Here is a 21,100-nt window from a genome sequence, read left to right as displayed (position 1 = left end):
CCGCCCGCTACAGGAAGCGGCGCAGCGGCCGGACCGAAAGCTCCCGGGCGCGCTGGAGGACGGAGCGGCGGCGCCAGCGCTCCGGGGCGATGCGCGTGCTCGACCGGAGGTCCTCGTCGTAGTGCCCGTCGAGGGTCCGCGTGACGGCCGGGTCCATGACGGCCAGCATGACCTCCTCGTCGTGGTCGAGGGAGCGGCGGTTGAAGTTCGACGAGCCGATGAGGGAGACCACCCCGTCCATCGTCATGATCTTGGCGTGCATCATCGTCGGCTGGTACTGGTGGATGCGCACCCCGGCGGCGGTGAGCGCCTCGTAGTGGTGCTGGCCCGCCAGTTGGCACACCCGCTTGTCGGTGTGCGGGCCGGGCAGCAGGATCTCCACGGTGACGCCCCGGCGGGCGGTGGCCGACAGCAGTTCGACGAAGTAGTCGTCGGGGGCGAAGTACGCGGTCGCCAGGCGCACGCGCTCCTCGGCCGATTCCAGGACGACCCGCATCAGCGTCTGCATGTCCTGCCACCCGAAGGCGGCCGAGCCGCGGACCACCTGGACGACGGCGGAGCCGGCCGGCTCGTGGGTCACGAAGCGGTCCCGGTCGTCGAAGAGCTCGGGATGGCACTCCGCCCAGTTCTGGGCGAACGCCGCGGCGATCCCGTCGACGGCCGGTCCCCGGACCTCGGCGTGCGTGTCGCGCCACTCGTGCGGGTTGCGGGCGTCACCGCACCACTCCTCGGCGATGCCCACGCCGCCCGTGAAGGCGGTCCGTTCGTCGACGACGAGGACCTTGCGGTGGCAGCGGTGGTTCTGCTTGAGCGGCGAGAGGAAGGCGGGTCTGCGGAACCACGCGACGTCCACCCCCGCCGTGCTCATCCGGTCCAGCAGGTCCTGCTCGATCAGCCGGCTGCCGAAGCCGTCCAGGAGCAGCCGTACGCGCACCCCGTCACGGGCCCGCTCGGCCAGCGCCTCCGCGAACCGCCGCGCGATGTCGCCCTGCCAGTAGACGAAGGTCATCATGTCGACGGTGTGCCGCGCGGAGGCGATGGCGTCCAGCATCGAGGCGAAGATCTCGTCGCCGTTGCGCAGCGGCCGTACGGAGTTCCCCTCGGTCGCGGCGATGCCGATGAGGCGTTCCAGACGGCGGCGGATGCGGTGGATGCGTTCGTCGGCTCCGGCGCCCGGTGCCTGCGCGCCCTCGGCCGGGGTGGTGGTGTTGCCGTGCTCGGCGCTGGTCATGACGTGGCTCCTCGGGCAGGGGTGGACGGGGACGGCTCGGGTGCGTCGGCGGCCGCCTCCCACGGGGGAGGCGCCCCGAGGTCGGTCCAGGCGGCGAGCCCGTCACCGTCCACGCAGATGATCCCGCAGGCGTCGGCGTACTCGGCGGCCGGCGCGGTGAAGGAACTGGTCGTCACGACGACGGCGACATCGGCCCCGTGGACCGCGAAGCAGGTTCCGCCGAAGCGCTGCAGGTCCTGCGAGCCGACCCGGTTGTCCTCGGCGTAGTGCTTGCACTGGAGCACCACCCGCCGTCCGTCCGCCGTCGTCGCGAGGACGTCCGCGCCCAGGTCGCCCGCGCCGCCGACCACCTCCACCGAGGTGCATCCGTCCCGCGCGCAGAGGGCGGCCACCGTGTGCTCGAAGCCGTCGGCGTCCACCGCGGCGTGGTCGAGGGCGTCGCACCCGACATCGGGCAGCTCCGCAGGCGGTTCCGCGTACGCCGTGGGCCGCGGGGCACGCACCCGGCGCCGGACCGGGGCGAAGCTCCACTTCGCCAGGAGCGCGCCGAGCAGCAGGACGGCCAGTGCGGCGACCGGGGCCACCGGCAGCCTGCCCGCGTCCGTGGCGGCAGCGGCCTTCAGGAAGGCCGCGACGCCCGCCATGCCGGTGCCGAGCAGCCCGAGCGCGAGCACCGCGTCCCGGCCCAGGGACCCGGCCCGCCGCGCGGAACCGGTGCCCCGTACGGACACGGGCGCGTCCTCCTCGGGTGTGGTCATCACTGTCTCCCCCTCTCGCCCGGCACACCGCGGTCCCCGCCCCGACCGGTGCCGGAACGGGGACCGCGGCGGACGCCGAAGCCTGTTCGACGCCCGTATGGCCGGGATTCCGGCTCTCAAACCGGTCGGGGACCCCCTAAGGCCCGCTCAACCCCGCCGGGGCGGGACGACCATGACCGTGCCCTCGGCCACGCTGGGCGCGGTGGCGAAGACCAGGTCGGCGCCGGTGAGCTCCAGCAGCCGGGCCAGCCGGCGCGGCACGGTGCCCGCCAGGACCACGGGCCGGTCCAGGGCGGGCTGCAACATGATGCCGAGCGCCGCCGAATCGACGAAGGTCACCGCGGCGACGTCCAGGACGAACCGGGTGACGTCCGGCGCCGCGGGATTCAACGCGATCCGCAGATCGGCCACGTTGTCGATGTCGAACTCGCCGGCCATCACGACGATGCGCACGTCACCGTCCGACCGTGTCTCGACCTGGCTGCGCGCCTCGGCGCTGTACGTGTCCATGCTGCTCACGTCCTCCTCTTCGTCACCCTGTGCGGGGGAGTTTGACCACGGTGACGAAGAAGTCGTCGATCTGCTGGATCGCCCGGATGAACTGGTCCAGGTCCACCGGCTTCGTCACGTAGGCGTTGGCGTGCAGCTTGTAGCTGCGCAGGATGTCCTCCTCGGCGGCGGAGGTGGTGAGCACGACCACGGGGATGTGGCTGAGGTCCGGGTCCGTCTTGATCCGTTCGAGGACCTGCCGGCCGTCGTACTTGGGCAGGTTCAGGTCGAGCAGGATCAGGTCGGGGCGCGGGGCGTTCGCGTGCTCGCCGCGGCGGTAGAGGAAGTCCAGGGCCTCCAGGCCGTCCCGCACGACGTGCAGCACGTTGCCGATCTTGTTGTCCTCGAAGGCCTCTCGGGTCATCAGCTCGTCGCCCGCGTCGTCCTCGACCAGCAGGACTTCGGCGGGGGTGGCCTGGGGCCGGTCTGCGGGGCTGCTCATCGGCTGGTTCCTTGTGTCGGTACGGGGGCGGGCGGCGCGGTATCGGCCGTGTCGCCGGCCGGGGCGGTGGAGGCGGTCGTGGCGGAAGCGTTGGGGAGGGTGAAGACGATCCGGGTGCCCTCCTCCTGGTGCTCGGTGTCGATGCGGATGCGCCCGCCCGCGTGCTCGACGATCTTCTTGCAGAGCGAGAGGCCGATGCCGGTCCCGCCGTAGGTCTCCCGGCCGTGCAGCCGCTGGAAGATGACGAAGACCTTCTCGGCGAACTCGGCCGGCACGCCGATGCCGTTGTCGGTGACGGCGAAGGTGCGGAAGCCCGGTTCCGCGGCGGGATCGTCGACCACGGCCACCTCGACGCGCGCAGGGCGGTCGGGCGAGCGGAACTTGACGGCGTTGCCCACCAGGTTCTGCCAGAGCATCGTCAGGAGCGTCGGGTCGCCCACCACGTCGGGAAGACGGTCGGGCCGGGTGATCTCCGCGCCGCTCTCCTCCACCGCGGTGGCCAGATTGCGCAGCGCCCGGTCCAGCGGTCCGTCCAGCGCGACGGTCTCCCGCGCGTCCTGGACCCGGCCCACCCGGGAGAAGGTCAGCAGGTCGTTGATCAGCACCTGCATCCGCTTGGCACCGTCGACGGCGAAGCCGATGTACTGCGTGCCGCGCTCGTCGAGCCGGTCCCCGTACCGCTTCTCCAGCAGCTGGCAGAAGGAGGCCACCTTGCGCAGCGGCTCCTGCAGGTCGTGGGAGGCCACGTACGCGAACTGCTCGAGCTCGGCGTTGGAACGGCGCAGCTCCACCGCCTGGGCGTCGAGTTCGGCGGCGATGCGGTCGAGGCGCTCGGCATTGCGCCGCGAGGCGTTCAGCTCGGCGACGGTCCGGCGCCGCATCGCTTCCACGGCCCCGGCCAGGTCCCGCAGGTCGGAGGGGCCGCGCAGGGGGATCTCGTCGTCGAAGGCGCCGTCCGCGACGCGCTGGGAAGTGGTCCGCACCAGGGCGAGCGGGCGCAGCACGCCCACGTGGAGCAGGACGGCGAGGGCGGAGGCGGCCAGCAGGAAGGCCACGACGATCGCCAGCAGGATGTGGTCGCGCTGCGAGCGCGCCTCGCCGAAGGTGGTGCGGGCCTCGGCCTGGATGCGGTCCAGGCGGGTCTGCTGCGCGGCGATGCGGCGGCGGACCTCGTCGAAGCGGTCCTTTCCCGTCTGGAGGGACGGCGGGGCGGTGCCGTTCTCCACGGAGGCGATGGCGGGGGCCGCGAACTCTTCGCGCCAGGTCCGGGCGGCCTCCTGCACGGCCGCCAGGTCCTCCTGCACGCCGGTGTCGCCGTCGAGGACCGTCTCCAGGTGCTGGGCGGCCGCGGTCTCGTTGGTCAGGCCGCGCTGGTACGGCTCCAGGAGGGCGGGCTCGTCGGCCAGCAGGTAGCCGCGGACCCCGGTCTCCTGGTCCAGCAGGGCCGTCTCCAGCCGCAGGGCGTCCCGCTGGGCGGGCAGGATCCCGTCGACGAGCCGGTTCCCGGCCGTGGTCGTGTGCGACAGGAGGGCGGCGCCGAGCGCGCCCGTGCCGACGACCATGAGGGCGAGCACGACCAGCACACCGGTCAGCCAGGCCTGGAGGCTGGGGCCGTGGCGCTGCGGGGTGCGTCCTCGGTGGGTTTCGGGGGGATGCGCGGGGGTGGTCACGTGGGGGAGTTCCATTCGAGGTGGAGGACGGCGACGTCGTCGGCCAGGCCGCCCCAGTCCGCGGCGAGGCCCTGCGCCTCCTGGATGAGGGTGTCGACGAACGGTTCGGCGGGCAGGCCGGCGTGCCGGCGGGCGATCTCCAGGAGGCCCGCCTCGTCGAGGCGGTCGGAGCCGGGGCCGACGCGCCCCTCGATCAGGCCGTCGGTGAAGAGCATCACGGCGCCGCCCGCCTCCACGGGCACCTCGGTGACGGGCCAGCCGGCGCCCCAGCCGGGCACCATGCCCAGCGCCGGACCTCCCGCGACGGTGCGCAGCTCCACGCCGGCCGCGGTGCGGATCAGGAATCCGGGGTGGCCGGCGCGCTGTACGTGGACGGCGTGGGTGCCGCCGGGACGGGTGAGGGAGACGAGGGTGGCGAAGATCTCGGGACCGGAGCGCTCGGCCAGCAGGATCCGCTCCAGCAGTCCGAGCAGTTCGGCTCCGCGTGCGCCGGCCATGACGAAGGAGCGCCAGGCCACGCGCAGGCACACGCCGAGCGCCGCCTCGCTGGGGCCGTGGCCCGACACGTCGCCGACGACGGCGTGCGTGGCCCCGTCGGGCGTCTGGACGACGTCGTAGAAGTCCCCGCCGAGCAGGGTCTGGGCGCGCCCGGGGTGGTAGCGGGCGCAGACGCTGACGGCGTCGGGCGCGTCGGCGAGGAGCAGCGGTGTGGGCAGCAGGCCGCGTTCGAGGCGCGCGTTCTCCTCGGCGCGGAGTTTGCCCGCCTGGAGGGCGACGGCGGCCAGCTCGGTGCGCTTGCGCTGGATCGCGTACCGGATGGCGCGCATGAAGACGTCCGCTTCCAGACGCCCCTTGACCAGGTAGTCCTGGGCTCCGGCCGCGACGGCCGTCAGCCCCGCCCGTTCCTCCGACAGGCCGGTCAGGACGACGACCGCGGCCTCGGCGCACACGGCGAGGACCTTCTCCAGGCCGTCCAGGCCCTGTGCGTCCGGCAGGTGCAGGTCGAGGAGGACGCACTCGGGTGCCTCGGCCTCCACCAGGCGCAGGGCGTCGGTCAGGGAACGGGCCCGGCCGAGGCGGACCTCGATCCCGCTGTCCTCGACGAGTTCCTCGACGAGGACGGCGTCGCCCTCGTCGTCCTCGATGAGCAGGACGTACGGCGGTACGCCGTTCCACAGCGCCAGCGAGTCGTCCGGATGACCGGAGGACGCCTGCCGGGGCGGGATCACCGCCTGCTGGGGTGTGCGGGCGGCCGGGCGTTGGGCACCCAGCCCGGAAATGCTCACCATGGCGTGGCGTCTGCCCCTTCTCGTATCGGACGGTGGACGCCCGACGGACGCCTGGTTGCGTCGGGTAAGCCTAGAGTGATCATTTGCCGGTAGGCAATATTTTACGAACTCAATGATTCTGTCATGCGTGCGGACGCCTCCGGTACCGCCCCCGCGAACCGGTCGGCCGTCAGGCGGTGTCCGGGACCCGGCCCGGTGCGGGCGCCGTCGCCGGCCCCGGGGGCGACGGCGCGGCGGAGGCCTGACCGGCGGCGGAAGTGCCGTCGGCAGGGTACGACTCCGCGGCCGCCTCCCGGAACGCCTTCAGGCCCGCGACCAGCGCGTCCACGGCCTCCGGCGCCATCCGGCCGAGCACCGCCGACAGCTCGCGCATCCGGATCGCCCGCCGCTCGTCCAGCAGCGCCTGCCCCCGCGGGGTGAGCCGCACCTCCACCTCGCGCCGACTGGACGGACGGGGCGAGCGGACCAGCAGCCCCATGGCCTCCAGCCGGTCGCAGAGCCGGGTGACCGACGGCGGGCGCGAACCGAGCACGTCGCTCAACGTCCGCAGGTTGATGCCCTCGGCCCCCTCGACGGCGAGCAGCGCCCGCAGCTGCGACGGCGACACGGCGGGTTTCACACCGTCCTGGCCCCTGGCGTGCAGCACCGCCAAGAGCTCCGCCGCGGCGTCGAGGGCCGCGGCGGGGTCTTCGTGTGCGCCGGAACGGCCGGGACGGGCCATGCCACCACTGTGCCACCGTCCCGTCCGGGTGGCCCGCCGCTCACTGCTCACCGCCGTGCCCACCGCGCCGCGCCGCCGCGCCCGCCGCTCACGGCTCGCCGGGCGCCGTACCGGTCGTCGTGGCCGTACCGGGCCGGCCGTGCCAGTCCAGACAGACCACCATCGCGTCGTCGGTGGCGTCCACCCCGCCGCGGAACCCCGGCAGCTCCTCCAGCAGGGCGCGGGGCACCTGCGAGGGAGGCAGCAGCCGGGTGTTCGTGACGGCCCGGGCCAGGGCGTGCAGGCCGTAGCGCTCGCCCGCCGGCGAGAGGACGTCGTAGACGCCGTCGCTCAGGAAGAACAGCCGGTCCCCGGGCAGCATCCGGAAGCGCTGGCAGGTGTAGACGGTGTCCTCGAACATCCCGAGCGGCAGCTGCGCCTCCAGGCCGAAGGGCTCCAGCGTCCCCCCGCGCAGCCGCCAGACCCGGGGCGACCCGGCGTCGATGACCTCGACCTCGCCGGTGTCCAGGTCGAAGCGGAGCAGCAGCATCGCCAGGTGCAGCCGCCCCTGGTACTGGCCGTAGAGCGCCTGGTCCGCCAGCGCCGCCTGGTCGGCCAGGCCGAGGCCGGCCCGCCGGGCGTTGCGCAGGGCACTGACGGCGAGACTGGTCAGCAGCGCCGCGTCGATGCCCTCGCCCATGCCGTTGTTGACGGTGAGCGTCAGGTGGTCGGCGGAGGCCGACCAGTCGAAGCTGTCGCCGTGGATGGCGTACGCGGGCTCCAACTGGGCCCCGAGGTCGTACTCGGGCCGTGAGCAGGAGCGCCCGGGCAGGAGTTCCCACTGCATCTCGGCGGCCAGGGTGAGACGCCTGGCCCGGCGCGCCTGGAGGAAGAAGTCGGTGTCGCGGTCGGCGACGAGGATCTCGTGGGCCAGCGCGTCCGCCACGTCCTGCAGCGGGCCGAGGAGCCCGCCGACCCCGGCACCGGCCGGACAGCGGACGCTCAGCACCCCGAGCCGGTCACCGCGCACGCTCACCGGCAGATGGACGGTGGTCCCGTCCGCCCCGGACACCACGTGCGGCTCCTGGGCGCCGAAGGCCCGGCCCTCGGGGCTGTTGTACGCCGACACGGAATCGGCCGTGAACGGCCGCGCCGTGACGGGCTGCAGCCGGGCGGAGGCGTAGTCCGCCATCAGCAGTTCGGCGCCGCTCGCCCCGTGGTCGCGGACGAGGACGCCGCGGACCTCCTCGAACAGCTCGTGCGGCGCCGCGTCGCGCAGCAGGCGTTCCACGTACCCGGCGCCCCCGCCGCGTTCGCCTTCAGTCACCGGACCCGTACCTGTCTTCCTCGTAGCTGCCAAGATGGGGGACGACGAAGCCGCCGGTCCGCCGGGGAAGGGCTGCGCGTACGTCCGGTAGGGAGTGTCACATGAGTCAGCCTTCGATCGGCTCCCCGCGGCCCGCCGTGTCGGCGGTTGCGGAAATGAGCGAGCTGATCGAGCTGTTGGAGGTGGTCTGGGAGCGCGGCCGGGACACCGCCAGCGCCCCGCCCGTCTCCTCCGCTCAGGCCCGGGTGCTGTTCCTCGTCGAGGGGAACGACCAGATGAACCTGCGCGAGCTCGGCAGGCTGCTGGAGGCGGCCCCGCCGTCGGTCACCCGGCTGTGCGACCGCCTGCAGGCCGTCGGCTTCCTCGAACGGCACCCGGGTTCGGACGACCGCCGCGAGGTGCTCCTGCAGCTGACGCCCGCGGGCCGCACGTACCTCGAACGGCTGCGCGCCCGCAGGCAGGAGGTGCTGGCCGAGGCGATGGCCGCGATGCCGCAGGCCTCGCGCGCCGCGCTCGCGGCGGGGCTCGCGGACTTCTGCGCGGCGGTCGCGAAGCCGCTGCGGCTGGCGCCCCCGGAGTCCTGGCCGAGCAGGACCGCCTGACCCGGGCCCGGGGCCGAGCACGGTCCCGGGACCGGGAACAGGCCCTCGCGTAGGGTGGGCCCGCCGTACCGCGCTCCCCTAGGCCGTCTCTTTCGGATCTTGCCGGGCCCGCGCTGCCCGGCACCGCACCTCATCCCCCAGACTCCGTCCGGGGGGACCCCCAGGTTGTCGGGGCTCCCGAGTACGGCCAGTACACGAGGAGCTCCTCCGCCTTGCGATGCACGGCACCGGACAACGCGGGCTCGGCCGACAAGATCCGAAAGAGACGGCCTAGCCGTCCCGAGGAGGGAACACCCGTGCACATCGTCTTCGACGGCCGTGTGGTGGAGTGGCGCGGACCCGCGCCGTTCTACTTCGTCCCCGTCCCGGAAGAACAGGCCGCCGACGTTCAGCAGGTCGCCGCGATGGCCACGTACGGCTGGGGCGTCGTGCCGGTGGAGGCCCGCATCGGCGAAGTCACCTTCGAGACGTCGCTGTTCCCGAAGGACGGCGGGTACTGGCTGCCCGTCAAGAACGCCGTTCGGAAGCCGATGGGTCTGGTGGCGGGGAACGAGGTCACCGTCGAGATGACCGTACGCCTGCAGGGCTGACGCGGATCGGGGAGTTCCGGGCCGGTGCCGCCGGTGGCCCGCTGCCCGGGGGCGGCGGTACGAGCGCCGGCGCCGGGGGTTCGCCGGACACCGGCCCCGCCGGCGCGGGAGGCGCCGGGGCGGGCGGGGTGTCCGGGTGCCGTACGGGTCCGGCGGCAGCCCGTCGTTCAGCCGGGCCGGCCGCACGGCGCCGGGGGGAAGGGACGCCGTGCGGTGGGGCCCGCACCGGAAGCCGTTGACTTCCGACACCACGCGTCTGACCCGAAAGCCCGCCTTCAAACGCATCTGTTCACAACAGATGTGAGGAGACGTCAAGATGCATGGCGGGAAGGGCCCTCCGGGTCGGCGGCGGACGCGACCTCGGGCTCCAGCCCCTCGCCCACCGCCGTACGGGGGCGCCCGGTGTCGGCCCGCCAGGCCGCGAAGACCAACGTCGTCGCCGTGACCACGGCGGCGCCGAGCAGCCAGCCCCCGACGACGTCGCTCACCCAGTGCACCCCCAGGGCGACCCGGGTGTAGCCCACGCCCAGGACCGCGGTGGCCGCGAGCGCCCACGGCAACGGCCGCCAGGCGCGGGGGACCAGCGGGAGCAGCACCATGAGGAGTACGGCGCAGGAGGTCGTGGCCGCCATGGCGTGGCCCGAGGGGAACGAGAAGCCGGGCGCGTGGGCGACGGGCTCCGGCAGATGCGGACGGGCCCGCTCCACCACGTTCTTGACCAGGAACCCGATCAGCGCCCCGGACGTCGCCGTGACCGCGGCCCAGATCGCCAGCCGCCAGGCCCGCCGGGTCAGGAGCCACACCACCAGTCCCGCCACCAGCAGCCGCATGGTCACCGGGTCCCACACCACACCGCTGAAGAAGTCCAGGACGCGCACCCAGGAGGGGTGTTCGAGGGCGGTGCGGTGCAGCCGCTCCGCGGCGGCCCGGTCGAGCCGGTACAGCGGCGGCCACCGGGACTCGACGAGTACGAGGGCCAGGGCGAACGGCACCGCCACCGCGGCCGTGGCCGTCACCGCCAGCACCAGTCTGCGGCCGAACGCCGCGTCGGGCCCCGCGTGCCTGGCGAACACCGCCCGGACGGTGCCGAGGCGTCGGGAACGGGCCGTGGACTGTGCCATGAGCGTGGTACCTGCCTTCGGTGCGGGTGCGCGGTCGGTCGCCTCAGCGGTGCGCGGCGGGAGCGGCGGGCGAGGTGCGCGAGGTGCGCGAGGTGCCTTCGGGTACGCCGGACAGCACCGCGGACCCCAGGACGAACAGGGTCGCGGCGCCGTTGAGCAGGCCGCCCAGCACGTCGGACGGATGGTGCATCCCCCGGTAGACCCGGGACAGCCCGACCGCGGCCGGCACGAGCAGCAGCACCCCGGCCGTGAGGTACCGCCAGGGGCCGCGCGTACGGCTCAGCACGAGGACCGCCAGCCCTCCGTACAGGGCGACGGACGCGCCGACGTGCCCCGAGGGGAAACTCGACGTGGGCGGTGCCCCGTCCAGGGGGAGGACGTCGGGGCGGGGACGCTCCACGAAGAACGTGACGACGAGGAAGACCGCCGACTGGACGGCGACCGAGGCGCCCAGGAAAACGGCTTCCGCCCACCGGGGGGCGGACGGCAGCACCAGCAGCGCGGCCACGCAGACCAGCGTCACACCGACGACGGTCCGCGTATCGGCCAGCAGGGACAGGCCCGCGGTGAGGGCGTTCCCGACCGGGCTGCGATGCGCGGCGAAGGCCTCGGACCATCGGTCCTCGAAGGCGAGCGGCCCATGGCCGACCGCCACGTGCGTCACCCACAGACCCAGCAGCACCATCGAGGTGGTCTGGGCCGTCACGAGCCACATGGGCCGCAAGAGCCTCGCGGTCCCGCCGTTCTCCGTCGTCATGGAGGCCCTTGTTGCCCGTCGCGCCCCGATGATGCGCCCGCCCCTGTGGCCGGGCGGCGGAGCGGGACGGCCGCGGCCCTCCCGGGACGGGTCAGCTCAGGCGGAGCGCCGTCGTGATCGTCTTGCCGTCGGGGCGGGTGCTGCAGTCGACGTGCTCCGCCAGCCGCTGGATGAGCGGCCAGCCGTACCCGCCGGGGTGGTCGACCGTCCCCGTACGGGCCGCGGGGAGGCGGGGGCTGGCATCGGCGATGGACAGCCGCAGGACGTCGTCCGCGATGTCGGCCCGGAAGGCCGTGACCCCGTCACCGTGCCGGATCGCGTTGGTCACCAGCTCCGACGTGACGAGCAGCGCGTCCGCCGCGGTGACGCTGTCGAGGTCCACGCCCGCGAGCAGCAGCAGTGCGCGGACGTGCTCACGGGCGGCCGCCGCCGAGGCGGGCGGCGCGGCCTGCCGGTCGCCGACGGCGTCCTCGCGGCACCGCTGCGAGCCCAGGGGGGCTTCGGACGGCGGGGGTGGGTTCATGCTCATCGCCTGCCCATGGAGGCACGGGTCATACCGTGACAACCCGTTCGGGAACGTGGGGTGGGGGTCAGCATGTCATCGCGGTGGTCACGCTGTCCGCCATGCGGAACGCCGGCGCGGACCCGGTGACTTCGAACAGGCGCCGGACGGCGGTGTGCAGCGGTCCGGCGAGGACGAGCAGGGCCCCGGCGGCCGCGTGCGCCCGCTGCGCGTCGAGCAGCGCGTGCAGCACGGAGGAGTCCACGAAGGGAGCGCCCGACAGGTCCACCACCGTGCGCGGCAGGCCGGCCGACGCGGCCCGCACGAGGGCGCGGGCCAGGAACGGCGCGCCGTCCTCGTCGACTTCGCCGTGCAGGCTGATGACGGTCGCGTCATGATCTGTGGTCGTGGTGACGACCGCTTCCTCTCCGGTCACCGGGACATCCTCCTACATCGCGGCGGGGTCCGGTGACCGGGTCTCCATACCGGCACATGATCCGGCTGTCCGGCATTCCGGCGCTCCGGCACCCGCGGGGGTGAGCCCTCGACACCACGTCCGCACCGGGCCCGGTTGCACGGTGCACGCCCCATGGAGGATGGTTGCCGTAGGACAACTGTTGTGCCGAGGTTGTTCCAGGTCCTTCCGACATGATGAACGTGATGAACACGATGAAGAGGTGAGGGGTCCGCGCAGCGGGCCTTCAACGTTTGGTTCCTTCCACCGAGACGACGCCGAACTCGCCCGCCGAGGGCCTGTCGTGGAGCAAGGCCCCCTACCCGGTGCTGGTGGCCGACGCCCGTGCCGTCGTGGTCCACGCCAACGAGGCCGCCGGCCTGGTGTTCCCGGACGCCCGCCCGGGCTCGGCCCTGGCGGACGCGGTCCCCGGATGGCTGGTCTCGGCCCACGCGCGCCACACCGCGCCCCTGCCCGCCCAGCGCCCGCCCGCCGGAACCGGCAGCGTCCGGGGAGCCGTCGGCGACCGCTCGTACGAGGCGCATCCGACCCCCGGTGACGACGGGACGGTCGTGTGGTGGCTCGTGGACGACACCGACCACCGGCTGGCCCGCGAAGCCCTGTGGACGGAACGGGAACGCACCGAGTTCCTGGTCCGCTCCTCCAACCTGCTGCTCTCGTCCCTCAACCTCGACCGGTGCATGGACGTCACGGCCCAGATGGCGGCCGACCACCTCGCCGACGCCGCCCTGGTGTTCGCCCCCCTCCACGGATCCGGGCTGCCGATCGTGTCGTGCGTCCGCGGGGGCAGCCCCGCGGTGTCCCGAGCGGCCGTCGACCCCGAGGAGGTACCGGGTCTGGCCGAGGCGCTCCAGGGCTTCCCGCCCGTACCCTCGCGCTGGCTCGACCCGTCGGCCGCCCCCGCCTGGCTGGTGCCGGACGGCCTCGACACCGTCGGGTCGATCGTCATCACGCCCCTGCCCGGGCACGGCGTGCCCGCGGGCGCCCTGGTACTGCTGCGCGCCGACGGGACGGACGCGTTCACGGAGGGCGAGGAGGTGTTCGCGCGCCTGTTCGCCGCCCGGGCCGGCGCCGCGATGTCGGCCGCCCGGCTCTACGCGGAGCAGGCGTCGATCACCGACACCCTGATGCGCGAGCTCCTGCCGCCCCCGCTGCACCAGGTCTCCGGGGTCGAGTACGCCGGCGGCTACCGGCCGTCGAAGGACCACGAGCGGGTCGGCGGCGACTTCTACGACGTGCACCCGGCCGCGGACGAGGGCCAAGCTTCCCTCGTCGTACTCGGCGACGTGTGCGGCAAGGGGCTGGAGGCGGCCGTGATGACGGGCAAGATCCGCAACACGCTGCACGCCCTCCTGCCCATGGCCGACGACCACCACCGGATCCTCAGCCTGCTCAACACCTCACTGCTCAACTCCGAGAGCACCCGCTTCGCCACCATGGTGCTGGCCTCCGCCGCCCGGGACGGCAACGCGGTGCGACTGCGCCTGACGAGCGCCGGACACCCCGCCCCGCTGATCCTGCGCTCCGACGGCCGGGTGGAGGAGGCCCGGACGAAGGGCACGCTGGTCGGCGCGCTGCCCGAGATCACCACGGAGACGGCCTGTGTGACACTGGCGCCGGGGGACACCTGCGTGCTGTACACCGACGGGATCAGCGAGGCACGGGGAGGGCCCATGGGCGGCGCGATGTTCGGGGAGGAGCGGCTGCGCCGCGCCCTGGCGGAGTGCGCGGCGATGCCCGCCGAGGCCGTCGTGGAGCACGTGCAGATGCTCACCTCGCAGTGGGTGGGGTCGGGCCGCCACGACGACATGGCCGTCGTCGTGATCTCGGCGCCGCGCACCAACCACCTCAGCGCCGTCGACGGCCACACCCGCGGGCGGTTCACCGCGTGAGCCCGTCCGACACCGGCTTGGCGCCGGCCACCGCTCCTTCGACCGCCCCTGCTCCTTCCGCCGGCACCTGCGCCGCCATGCTCTCCTCCTCCGCGTCGGAGGAACTGCGGGCACGGGTCTGGGAGTCGGTGATGGCGTTCGACGAGGCCGCCACGGTCGCCACGGTCCTGCGCGCGCTGGACGACGGTGCGGGCGCGGAGCACGTCCTGCTCGACGTCATCGCGGCCGTACAGGGCAGGGTCGGCCGGGAGTGGGCGGCGAACCGCATCACCGTCGCCCAGGAACACGCCGCGACCGCCATCAACGACCGCGCCGTCGCCGCCGTCGCCCTGCACCCGTCGGCGCGCGCCGAACCGACGCGCGGCCGGGTCACGGTGGCCTGCGTCGACGGCGAATGGCACGCCCTGCCCGCCCGGCTCCTGGCCGAGGTGCTGCGGATCAGGGGCTGGCGCGTCGACTACCTCGGCGCGCAGGTCCCCGCCCCGCACCTCGTGGCCCACCTGCACCGCACCGGCCCGGACGCCGTGGCCCTCTCCGGCTCCCTCGCGACCCGGCTGCCCGCCGCGCACGCGACCATCACCGCCTGCCAGGCCGTCGGCACCCCCGTGATCGTGGGCGGCGCCGCCTTCGGGCCCGAAGGCCGCTACGCCCGCCTGCTGGGCGCGGACGCCTGGGCCCCCGACGCGCGGGCCGCAGCCGACGACCTGGCCCGGGGCCCCCTGCCGCGGCCCCGGCCCGGCCACCAGGCCGTCGACGACCTGCCCCACCTCGACGACCAGGAGTACACGCTGGTCGCCCGGAGCCGGCCGCGGCTGGTCCGGGCCGTGTTCCACCAGCTGGAGAACGCCTACCCGGCGATGCGCGCCTACAGCGAGGCGCAGCGCGAGCGCACCGCCGAGGACCTCTCCCACATCGTCGAGTTCCTGGCCGCCGCCCTCTACACCGGCGACGAGGACCTCTTCGGCGGCTTCCTGCTGTGGACCGCCGGCGTCCTGGACGCCCGTGGCGTCCCGGCCGCCTCCCTGCTGCCCGCCCTGGAGCTCCTGGAGCGGGAACTGCGGGACTTCCCCCGCACCACCGCCACCCTGCGGGCCGGAGCCGCCGACCTGACCCGTACCCTCCTCACCGCTGCCGGGACCGCCGAATGACGAGACTGCCCTCCGCCCCGCTCGGCCTGACGTACACCTCCTCGCACGAGGCCGTGCACGTCGAGCTGAGCGGCGACCTCGACCACCTCCACGCCGACCGGCTGATCGACGCCGTCGACCGCCTCCTCGCCGTGCACCCCGGGCTGAGGGACCTGCGGCTGGACTGCGCCGGGCTGTCGTCCGTCGACTCCAGCGGCCTGGCGGCACTGCTGATGGTCCGGCGCCTGACCGACAAGGCGGGCGCGGGGCTCCACATCGACGGCCGGACGGTACAGCTGGACCGGATCCTGGAGATCACCGGCACCCTGGACCACCTCACGGCACCGGGCGCCGGCCCGCAGCCCCTGCGCCGCACCGGCGCCGCGCGCGGCGGCCCGGGGGAGGAGAACCACCCCACGTCCCCCTCCGGCGCCCCGGAGCCCCGCCCTGCACCGCAATAGCGGGGTTCGCGGGCGCGGTGTGTGACCATCGCAGGATTCACTCGTTTGACGCGGGCGTGAGCACCTCTCAGAGATTCGGCTCGGACGCCGTCGAACACGCCGAAGCGGTCCTTGTCGAGCACTACCCCCGACTGGTCCGGCTCGCCTACCTGACGCTCCCGGACTCGCTGGGCCGGCACACCCGGGTCCTGCTGGCCCACAAGGCCGTGCAGCGGGCCCTGCCCCGCGCCGGCACACCGGCGGCGCCAGCCCCGGCTGACCGCGGCACGGACGAGCCCGACCCGCATCTCGCGCTGGTCCGCTCCCGCGTCCTGCGCGCCACCCTCGTCCCGGCGGGACCCGCCCGCGGCGCCTGGGCCCGCATCGGCCGGCCGCCCGTCCCGCCGTTCGTGTGGGGCCTGAGGCTGTGGCCGCCCGCGGGCGGGATCGACGAGGCCGCCCAGACGCTCGGCAGTGCCCCCGCACCGATGCGGGCGGCGTTCGTCCTGCTCCACCTGGACGACCTGCCGCAGGGGGCGACCGAACGCCTGCTCCGCCGGGCCGGGGCCGCCGATCCGGCGGACGCCGTACGCGAGGCCCTCGCCCTGCCCGTCGGCGCGGAACTGCTCCAGGCCCTGCGGCGACCGGAGTTCGACGCCAGCGTGGTCAGCGCCCGCCCCACCGACCTGCTGCGCCGGCGCCGCAGGGCACGGGCCTGCTGGGCCGGTCTCGCCACCCTGGCGCTGACCCTCACGGTGCTGTCCGTCCACGGCTCCGGCCCGGATCCGGGCATCCGGCCGGCCGCCGGGCCCGCGGCCTCCGGGTCGCTCGACCCCGCCCGGCTCCAGCGCGTCTCCGCCGAGGCGTGGTCCGACACCGCCCGGGTCGACTTCACCGCCTGGCCCGCCCGCGGCGGCCGGACCGGCGACCGCGCCCTGCTGGCCCGGGCCCTCGGCACCTGGGCCGCGCCGGGCACGACCCCGGTCGCCACCGCGCCCGGCACCACGGCCGAACCGCCCGCGCGGCCGCCCCAACTCCTCTACGCCGGTGAGCTGGACGGCCGCGCGGTGGTGCTCCTGCGCGACGGCGACCGCGTCGTGCGCTACGGCGAGACCACCACCGGCTCCGGGGGCGGCCGCACCCTCGACGTCACCCGCACCGACGAAGCCGGGGTCACCACGGCGGCCGTCCTCACTCTGTCCCGGACCTCCGACGGGGCCTCGGCCCGCTACCTCCTCGCCCCCTGGATCGCGACGGCCGCCGCCCGCGACCTGCTCCGGGCGGGCGAAACGGGCCACCCGCTCGCCGTCGCCGCCGACGGGGTCACCGCCCCGGCCGCAGTCCCCCCGGCCGGCGGACCCTGCGCCTCCTGGCCCGTCCTCGAACTCACCTCCTCGACCCGCATCGTCGAGAAGCACTCCTTCGTCCTCACCGACCTCGGCGCGCTGTCGCCCGTACACCTGACCTACACGCCGCTGCCGGACGGCCCGGCCGCCGTCCCCGCCCGCCAGCCGCGCGAAGCCACCGGCCCCGAGGCCCGCGCGGCCTGGGCACGGCTGGCCTGCCGGCTCGGCGAACTGCGCGGGGGCGCGTACCGGGCCGTCAACGTCTGGGACTTCGCGGCCGCCCAACTGCCCGACGGCGCGGGCCGTGCCGTCTGGTCCTGCACACGGGCCTCCGGCTGGGCCGGGCCCGGCGACGTCACCGTCCGGCTGCGCCTGGAGGCCGGAGCACCGCAGGACGTGGCACGGGCCCGGTCCACCGCCGCCTGCGGCCGGTTCGGGCAGCACCTCCTCGCGGGCTTCCGCTGGCGCTCCCCGGCCGGCCGCTGGTACCTGCTGGCCGCGGGGAGCCGGCAGATCGCGGGCATCACGGCGACCGGTGCGCTCCGCGCCGGCACGGCCGAACGCACCCTCGCCGCCCCCTGGACCGGCCCGGACGGCCCGGTGTCCCTGACGGGCACCCTCGCCGGCGGCGGCACCGTCACGGCCCTCGACGGAGGGGCAGGCGGCCGCGACTGACCGGCAGGCGTGGGCCCGGGCCCGGTTCCGGGCCCCGGCCTCCCGGCCGCTACCACCGCATGCGGACGTCCTCCGCCCAGCCCAGCAGCCCGTCGACCGCGATCTCCCTGCCGGCGTCGTCGCGGACGGTGCCCGTGTAATGCCCGAAGCACTGGTCGGTACGGTTGCCGATCAGCCCGACGTCCGTGCGGACGCGCCGTACGTGGAACGGTGTGAACCGCAGGTCCACCTGCCCGTCCCGGCGGTCCCGGCCGTCGTGGACGGCCCACGGTGCCAGGGGGTCGCCGGGGGCGAAGTCCCAGACGAGCTCCCGGCCGATCTTGGTGAGCCTGCCGTCCACGCACAGCGCGTTCTCGGTCGAGCCCGTGCCGCGCGTCCACTGCCCGCCGAGCTGGATCCCGACGGTGTGCCCGCCCGTACGCCCCGAAGCGGCCCCCCAGTTCCAGCGCACGTTCCGGGGCCAGCGCCCGCGCCCGTGGTCCAGTACGGCCCACGCTCCGTCCCCGAACTCCAGGACGTCGTCCCCGACGGTGACGGTGCCCGACGCGGGGCGAGCCGTGTGCTTGGAGGTGTACTGGAAGCGCCGCTCGCTCCAGGGGACGACCACCGACAGGGTCTCGTGCCCGTCCGGCAGCGCGGCGTACAGGTCCACCTCGACGGGCACCCGGCCGGGCCCCGCGCAGCGCGCCCTCAGCCGGGTGCCGCCCGGATCCCCGCCGATCTCGATGCGGACCTGGCCGCGTACGGGCCGCTCGGGCCCCACGACGAGGGGACGCGTCCCCGCGGAGCCGGCGACGGTGTCGGGCAGGTGTACGCCGCGGCCGCCGGGCACGATCGCGGCCCGCTCGAACTCGCGCCGCCGGCCGGGCCCGAACTTCAGCACGTAGACGGAGTTCAGGGCCAGGTAGTCCAGGTCGCTGACGGTGAGGGCGACCAGGTGCGTCGGTGTCGTGACGCACCAGTACTCCCACCGTTTGGTACGGCCCCAGCCCGGGATCGACGCGTGGTGCAGGGGCCGTCGGGACCAGCCGACCGCAGCGGGATCGAGCCTTCCGTCGGGGCGGCACAGGCCGACCGGACCGGTGATCTCACGTTCGTACGTGGCCATGCGCGGACCCTACGCGGCCGCGGGCGGGGCGGTCGAGGGGCCCGTGCCCCGGCGACGGGAACGTGCGGCGGGGGCGACCACCCCGTGGTCGCCCCCGCCTGTTCATCCGTTCACCGCGGTTCAGGAGTCACGCGCCGACTGCTCGCGCTGCGCTCAGAACGTCAGGGCCCAGGAGTCGATCTTTCCGGTGTCGAGGTTCGCGTTGTCGTTCACGCGGAGCTTCCACACTCCGTTGGCGACCTCGGAGGAGGCGTTGACGGTCACGGTCTTGATGATGTTGTCCGCGCTGCCGCCGGAGCGGTTGTGCAGGTTGTAGAGGGTGCCGTCGGGTGCGACCAGGTCCACCTTGAGGTCGCCGATGTAGGTGTGCTTGATGTCGATCGCGACGCTCAGCGCCGCCGGGGCGTTCCCGGCGACACCGCTGACGGTGACGGGCGAGTCGACGGTGGCGTTGTCGCTGATCGCGTAGTCGGCGGTGTTCTCGAAGCGCTTGCCCGGCGGGACGGTGCCGCCCTCACCGACGTTGAGCAGCAGGTTCGGGGAGCCCGTACCGGGGCTGGTCACCACGTTCGGGGTGGCGGCCGCGACCAGGGCGTCACGGACCTGCGCCGGGGTGCTGGAGGTGTTCTGCGACAGGTACAGGGCCGCCGCGCCGACCACGTGCGGCGTGGCCATGGACGTGCCGGAGATGGTGTTGGTGGCGGTGTCGCCGGTGCCCCACGCGGAGGTGATGGAGGATCCGGGGGCGAAGAGGTCCAGGACGTTGCCGTAGTTGGAGTAGCTCGCCTTGGCGTCGGTGTTCGTGGTGGCGCCGACGGTGATGGCCTCGGTCACGCGCGCCGGGGACTTGGTGGAGGCGTTCGTGGACTCGTTGCCCGCCGCGACGCCGTAGGTGATGCCGGAGGCTATGGAGTTGCGGACGGCCGTGTCGAGCGCGGAGTCGGCGCCGCCGCCGAGGGACATGTTGGCGACGGCCGGCTTGACGGCGTTGCGGGTCACCCAGTCGATGCCCGCGACGACCTGGGCGGTCGTGCCGGAGCCGTTGTTGTCGAGGACGCGGACGCCGACGATCTTGGCCTTCTTGGCCACGCCGTACGCGCCGCCCGCGACGGTGCCGGCGACGTGCGTGCCGTGGCCGTGGCCGTCCTGGGCGGTGTTGTCGTTGTCGATGGCGTCGTAGCCGTAGGAGGCGCGGCCGCCGAAGTCCTGGTGCGTGATGCGGACACCGGTGTCGATGATGTACGCGGTGACGCCCTCGCCCGCCTTGTCCGGGTAGGTGTAGCTCTGGTTCAGCGGCAGTGCGCGCTGGTCGATCCGGTCGAGGCCCCAGGACGGCGGGTTCGGCTGGGTCGCGTCCACGGTGAAGACCCGGTCCTGGACGACCGACTGGACGGCCGGGTCGGCGGCGAGCTTCCTGGCCTGCGCCTCGGAGACCTTGATGGAGTAGCCGTTGAGGGCCGCGCTGTAGGTCCGGTCGATCTTCGCGCCGTACCGCTTCGCCACGGCCTTGCCGCTGTCGGCGGTGGAGCGGGCCGCGGAGTCCTTCAGGGTCACGATGTAGCTGCCGGAGATGCTTCCGGCCGCGCCGGCGTTCTCGATGACGCCCTGGGCGCCGGTGTCGGCGGCCGAGGCGGGCAGTGCGGCGGCCGCGCCGAGCGCGAGGGCCGCGACGGCGGTCGCGCTGATGCCGGCGAACCTCCGGCGGGTGTGACGCATCACGGACATGTGGGGGGTCCTCCTCATGGGTGGTGCACTGCGGGGATGAAGCGGAGGCGACCGCAGGACAGGCCATGGCCATGCACATGACAACCCGTCAACTCGCCTCTGCCCTCGAAAGGTTGACCCACCCCTGGCTCGCCCACAAGAGGCCGACGGCCGCGTAACATCCTTGCCATGCTCCGGCCATGAAAGAGCAAAGACGTGCCGCACATGACGCGGGCACGGCCCGCGGGCCCGGCCCGGGTGCCGCAGGCGCGCCGACCGCAATTCGCCATCGTGTGCGCTGCCCGAACCGCGGTGACCCGGAGGGCGCGCATTCACGCCGGAAGCGGCGGTGGCCCCGGAACGCCGCGACGGGGGATCCTTCCCGCACCGTCACGGCTCGCCGCCGCCCCTGCCTGAGTCTTTCCGGACGTCTCCTGGCGGAGCGACACCCTCCACCGCTCCTGCGCCCGGAACGGATTCAAGCCACGGCGCGCTTCCGACGGGCTGCCCCGGCGGCACCCGACGGCGCGGGGCGACGTCCGTGGAGGCCCCCTGCGGACGGCATCGACGCCCGGCCCGGGAGAGGGGGCTCGGTGCTGCGAAGCCGGCGCGCATCGCCTACGACCGGACCCGGGAGGCGAGTTGTGAAATTTTCGTGAGCGGCCCGGCGCGGTCGCGCGCGGCGACGGTGTGGCTCGGCCGGGTGGTGGGGGGTGTCAGGTGGTGAGGGTGGCGAGGGCGGCTTGGTGGTGGGGTGGTGTGGGGAGGTCGGTGAGGTGGTGGCCGGGGATGGTG

The 21,100-nt window shown here is 74.3% G+C and carries 20 protein-coding genes; 6 read left to right on the top strand and 14 right to left on the bottom strand.

All coding sequences use genetic code 11. From position 1 onward, the window contains the following. Positions 1–7 precede the first annotated feature (7 nt). The 8 genes from AB0O53_RS32585 to AB0O53_RS32550 all read right to left on the bottom strand — a co-directional run bounded on the left by AB0O53_RS32585 (position 8) and on the right by AB0O53_RS32550 (position 7,966). A complete protein-coding gene (locus AB0O53_RS32585) occupies positions 8–1,231 on the bottom strand; it encodes a phospholipase D-like domain-containing protein (protein WP_350995871.1) in 1,224 nt (407 codons plus the stop codon). After that, positions 1,228–1,989: a restriction endonuclease gene (locus AB0O53_RS32580; RefSeq protein WP_365200435.1), complete on the bottom strand. Its 762-nt coding sequence runs from the start codon at positions 1,987–1,989 to the stop codon at positions 1,228–1,230. Before AB0O53_RS32580 ends, AB0O53_RS32585 begins: the two co-directional genes overlap by 4 nt. 147 nt (positions 1,990–2,136) lie before the next feature. Then, entirely contained in the window at positions 2,137–2,499 is a 363-nt protein-coding gene (locus tag AB0O53_RS32575; protein WP_350995949.1) for an STAS domain-containing protein, read from the bottom strand. A 22-nt stretch (positions 2,500–2,521) separates the two neighbouring features. Continuing rightward, positions 2,522–2,980: a response regulator gene (locus tag AB0O53_RS32570; protein ID WP_350995877.1), complete on the bottom strand. Its 459-nt coding sequence runs from the start codon at positions 2,978–2,980 to the stop codon at positions 2,522–2,524. Continuing rightward, a complete protein-coding gene (locus AB0O53_RS32565) occupies positions 2,977–4,650 on the bottom strand; it encodes a sensor histidine kinase (protein ID WP_365200432.1) in 1,674 nt (557 codons plus the stop codon). Before AB0O53_RS32565 ends, AB0O53_RS32570 begins: the two co-directional genes overlap by 4 nt. After that, entirely contained in the window at positions 4,647–5,939 is a 1,293-nt protein-coding gene (locus AB0O53_RS32560; protein ID WP_350995882.1) for a PP2C family protein-serine/threonine phosphatase, read from the bottom strand. Before AB0O53_RS32560 ends, AB0O53_RS32565 begins: the two co-directional genes overlap by 4 nt. A 169-nt stretch (positions 5,940–6,108) precedes the next feature. Beyond that, positions 6,109–6,660 carry a MarR family winged helix-turn-helix transcriptional regulator gene (locus AB0O53_RS32555; RefSeq protein WP_350995885.1) on the bottom strand — a complete coding sequence of 184 codons (552 nt, stop codon included), beginning with the start codon at positions 6,658–6,660 and terminating at the stop codon, positions 6,109–6,111. An 88-nt stretch (positions 6,661–6,748) separates the two neighbouring features. Further along, complete coding sequence (locus tag AB0O53_RS32550; RefSeq protein WP_350995888.1) at positions 6,749–7,966, bottom strand: PP2C family protein-serine/threonine phosphatase; 1,218 nt, start codon at positions 7,964–7,966, stop codon at positions 6,749–6,751. 101 nt (positions 7,967–8,067) lie between these two features. Between AB0O53_RS32550 and AB0O53_RS32545 the strand changes: the two genes are divergently transcribed. Both AB0O53_RS32545 and AB0O53_RS32540 read left to right on the top strand, forming a co-directional pair. Continuing rightward, on the top strand, positions 8,068–8,568 hold the full coding sequence (locus AB0O53_RS32545; protein WP_350995891.1) for a MarR family winged helix-turn-helix transcriptional regulator: 501 nt from the start codon (positions 8,068–8,070) through the stop codon (positions 8,566–8,568). Positions 8,569–8,864: 296 nt separating this feature from the next. Continuing rightward, on the top strand, positions 8,865–9,158 hold the full coding sequence (locus AB0O53_RS32540) for a DUF1905 domain-containing protein (protein ID WP_365200426.1): 294 nt from the start codon (positions 8,865–8,867) through the stop codon (positions 9,156–9,158). 311 nt (positions 9,159–9,469) lie between these two features. Here the strand turns inward: AB0O53_RS32540 and AB0O53_RS32535 are convergent, their stop codons facing one another. From AB0O53_RS32535 to AB0O53_RS32520, 4 genes are all read right to left on the bottom strand, one after another. Then, positions 9,470–10,279, bottom strand: a complete 810-nt coding sequence (locus AB0O53_RS32535) for a phosphatase PAP2 family protein (protein ID WP_365200423.1) — start codon at positions 10,277–10,279, stop codon at positions 9,470–9,472. Between the two features lie 43 nt (positions 10,280–10,322). Next, complete coding sequence (locus AB0O53_RS32530) at positions 10,323–11,036, bottom strand: phosphatase PAP2 family protein (RefSeq protein WP_365200420.1); 714 nt, start codon at positions 11,034–11,036, stop codon at positions 10,323–10,325. A 91-nt stretch (positions 11,037–11,127) separates the two neighbouring features. Beyond that, the gene (locus tag AB0O53_RS32525) at positions 11,128–11,559 is read right to left on the bottom strand and encodes an ATP-binding protein (protein WP_350995903.1); all 432 of its coding nucleotides are present in this window, start codon (positions 11,557–11,559) and stop codon (positions 11,128–11,130) included. A gap of 67 nt (positions 11,560–11,626) precedes the next feature. Next, the gene (locus tag AB0O53_RS32520; protein WP_350995905.1) at positions 11,627–11,974 is read right to left on the bottom strand and encodes an STAS domain-containing protein; all 348 of its coding nucleotides are present in this window, start codon (positions 11,972–11,974) and stop codon (positions 11,627–11,629) included. 272 nt (positions 11,975–12,246) lie between these two features. On the opposite strand from AB0O53_RS32520, the gene AB0O53_RS32515 reads away from it, so the two are divergent. From AB0O53_RS32515 to AB0O53_RS32500, 4 genes are all read left to right on the top strand, one after another. After that, positions 12,247–13,905, top strand: coding sequence for a PP2C family protein-serine/threonine phosphatase (locus AB0O53_RS32515; protein WP_403142596.1), 1,659 nt, complete (start codon positions 12,247–12,249; stop codon positions 13,903–13,905). 77 nt (positions 13,906–13,982) lie between these two features. Beyond that, on the top strand, positions 13,983–15,053 hold the full coding sequence (locus AB0O53_RS32510; RefSeq protein ID WP_350995955.1) for a cobalamin B12-binding domain-containing protein: 1,071 nt from the start codon (positions 13,983–13,985) through the stop codon (positions 15,051–15,053). Then, positions 15,050–15,493, top strand: a complete 444-nt coding sequence (locus AB0O53_RS32505; RefSeq protein WP_350995908.1) for an STAS domain-containing protein — start codon at positions 15,050–15,052, stop codon at positions 15,491–15,493. Before AB0O53_RS32510 ends, AB0O53_RS32505 begins: the two co-directional genes overlap by 4 nt. A gap of 56 nt (positions 15,494–15,549) precedes the next feature. Further along, entirely contained in the window at positions 15,550–17,493 is a 1,944-nt protein-coding gene (locus AB0O53_RS32500; protein ID WP_365200417.1) for a hypothetical protein, read from the top strand. Between the two features lie 49 nt (positions 17,494–17,542). Here AB0O53_RS32500 and AB0O53_RS32495 read toward each other — a convergent pair whose 3' ends face one another. After that, positions 17,543–18,601, bottom strand: a complete 1,059-nt coding sequence (locus tag AB0O53_RS32495; protein WP_350995914.1) for a DUF2804 domain-containing protein — start codon at positions 18,599–18,601, stop codon at positions 17,543–17,545. Positions 18,602–18,754: 153 nt separating this feature from the next. Next, positions 18,755–20,326, bottom strand: coding sequence for a S8 family peptidase (locus tag AB0O53_RS32490; protein WP_350995917.1), 1,572 nt, complete (start codon positions 20,324–20,326; stop codon positions 18,755–18,757). Between the last annotated feature and the right edge of the window lie 774 nt (positions 20,327–21,100).

It is taken from the genome of Streptomyces erythrochromogenes (assembly GCF_040684695.1).
In the GTDB taxonomy this organism is placed as follows: Bacteria; Actinomycetota; Actinomycetes; order Streptomycetales; family Streptomycetaceae; genus Streptomyces; species Streptomyces erythrochromogenes_C.
This window is presented reverse-complemented; position numbering and strand designations above follow the sequence as displayed.

Excerpts from the sequence above, each read along its gene's own strand:
- AB0O53_RS32580 (WP_365200435.1), bottom strand. The coding sequence starts at position 1,989 with ATGACCACACCCGAGGAGGACGCGCCCGTGTCCGTACGGGGCACCGGT.
- AB0O53_RS32490 (WP_350995917.1), bottom strand. The coding sequence starts at position 20,326 with ATGTCCGTGATGCGTCACACCCGCCGGAGGTTCGCCGGCATCAGCGCG.
- AB0O53_RS32525 (WP_350995903.1), bottom strand. The coding sequence starts at position 11,559 with ATGAACCCACCCCCGCCGTCCGAAGCCCCCCTGGGCTCGCAGCGGTGC.
- AB0O53_RS32505 (WP_350995908.1), top strand. The coding sequence starts at position 15,050 with ATGACGAGACTGCCCTCCGCCCCGCTCGGCCTGACGTACACCTCCTCG.
- AB0O53_RS32560 (WP_350995882.1), bottom strand. The coding sequence starts at position 5,939 with ATGGTGAGCATTTCCGGGCTGGGTGCCCAACGCCCGGCCGCCCGCACA.
- AB0O53_RS32575 (WP_350995949.1), bottom strand. The coding sequence starts at position 2,499 with ATGGACACGTACAGCGCCGAGGCGCGCAGCCAGGTCGAGACACGGTCG.
- AB0O53_RS32585 (WP_350995871.1), bottom strand. The coding sequence starts at position 1,231 with ATGACCAGCGCCGAGCACGGCAACACCACCACCCCGGCCGAGGGCGCG.
- AB0O53_RS32545 (WP_350995891.1), top strand. The coding sequence starts at position 8,068 with ATGAGTCAGCCTTCGATCGGCTCCCCGCGGCCCGCCGTGTCGGCGGTT.
- AB0O53_RS32530 (WP_365200420.1), bottom strand. The coding sequence starts at position 11,036 with ATGACGACGGAGAACGGCGGGACCGCGAGGCTCTTGCGGCCCATGTGG.
- AB0O53_RS32570 (WP_350995877.1), bottom strand. The coding sequence starts at position 2,980 with ATGAGCAGCCCCGCAGACCGGCCCCAGGCCACCCCCGCCGAAGTCCTG.
- AB0O53_RS32535 (WP_365200423.1), bottom strand. The coding sequence starts at position 10,279 with ATGGCACAGTCCACGGCCCGTTCCCGACGCCTCGGCACCGTCCGGGCG.
- AB0O53_RS32510 (WP_350995955.1), top strand. The coding sequence starts at position 13,983 with ATGCTCTCCTCCTCCGCGTCGGAGGAACTGCGGGCACGGGTCTGGGAG.
- AB0O53_RS32555 (WP_350995885.1), bottom strand. The coding sequence starts at position 6,660 with ATGGCCCGTCCCGGCCGTTCCGGCGCACACGAAGACCCCGCCGCGGCC.
- AB0O53_RS32495 (WP_350995914.1), bottom strand. The coding sequence starts at position 18,601 with ATGGCCACGTACGAACGTGAGATCACCGGTCCGGTCGGCCTGTGCCGC.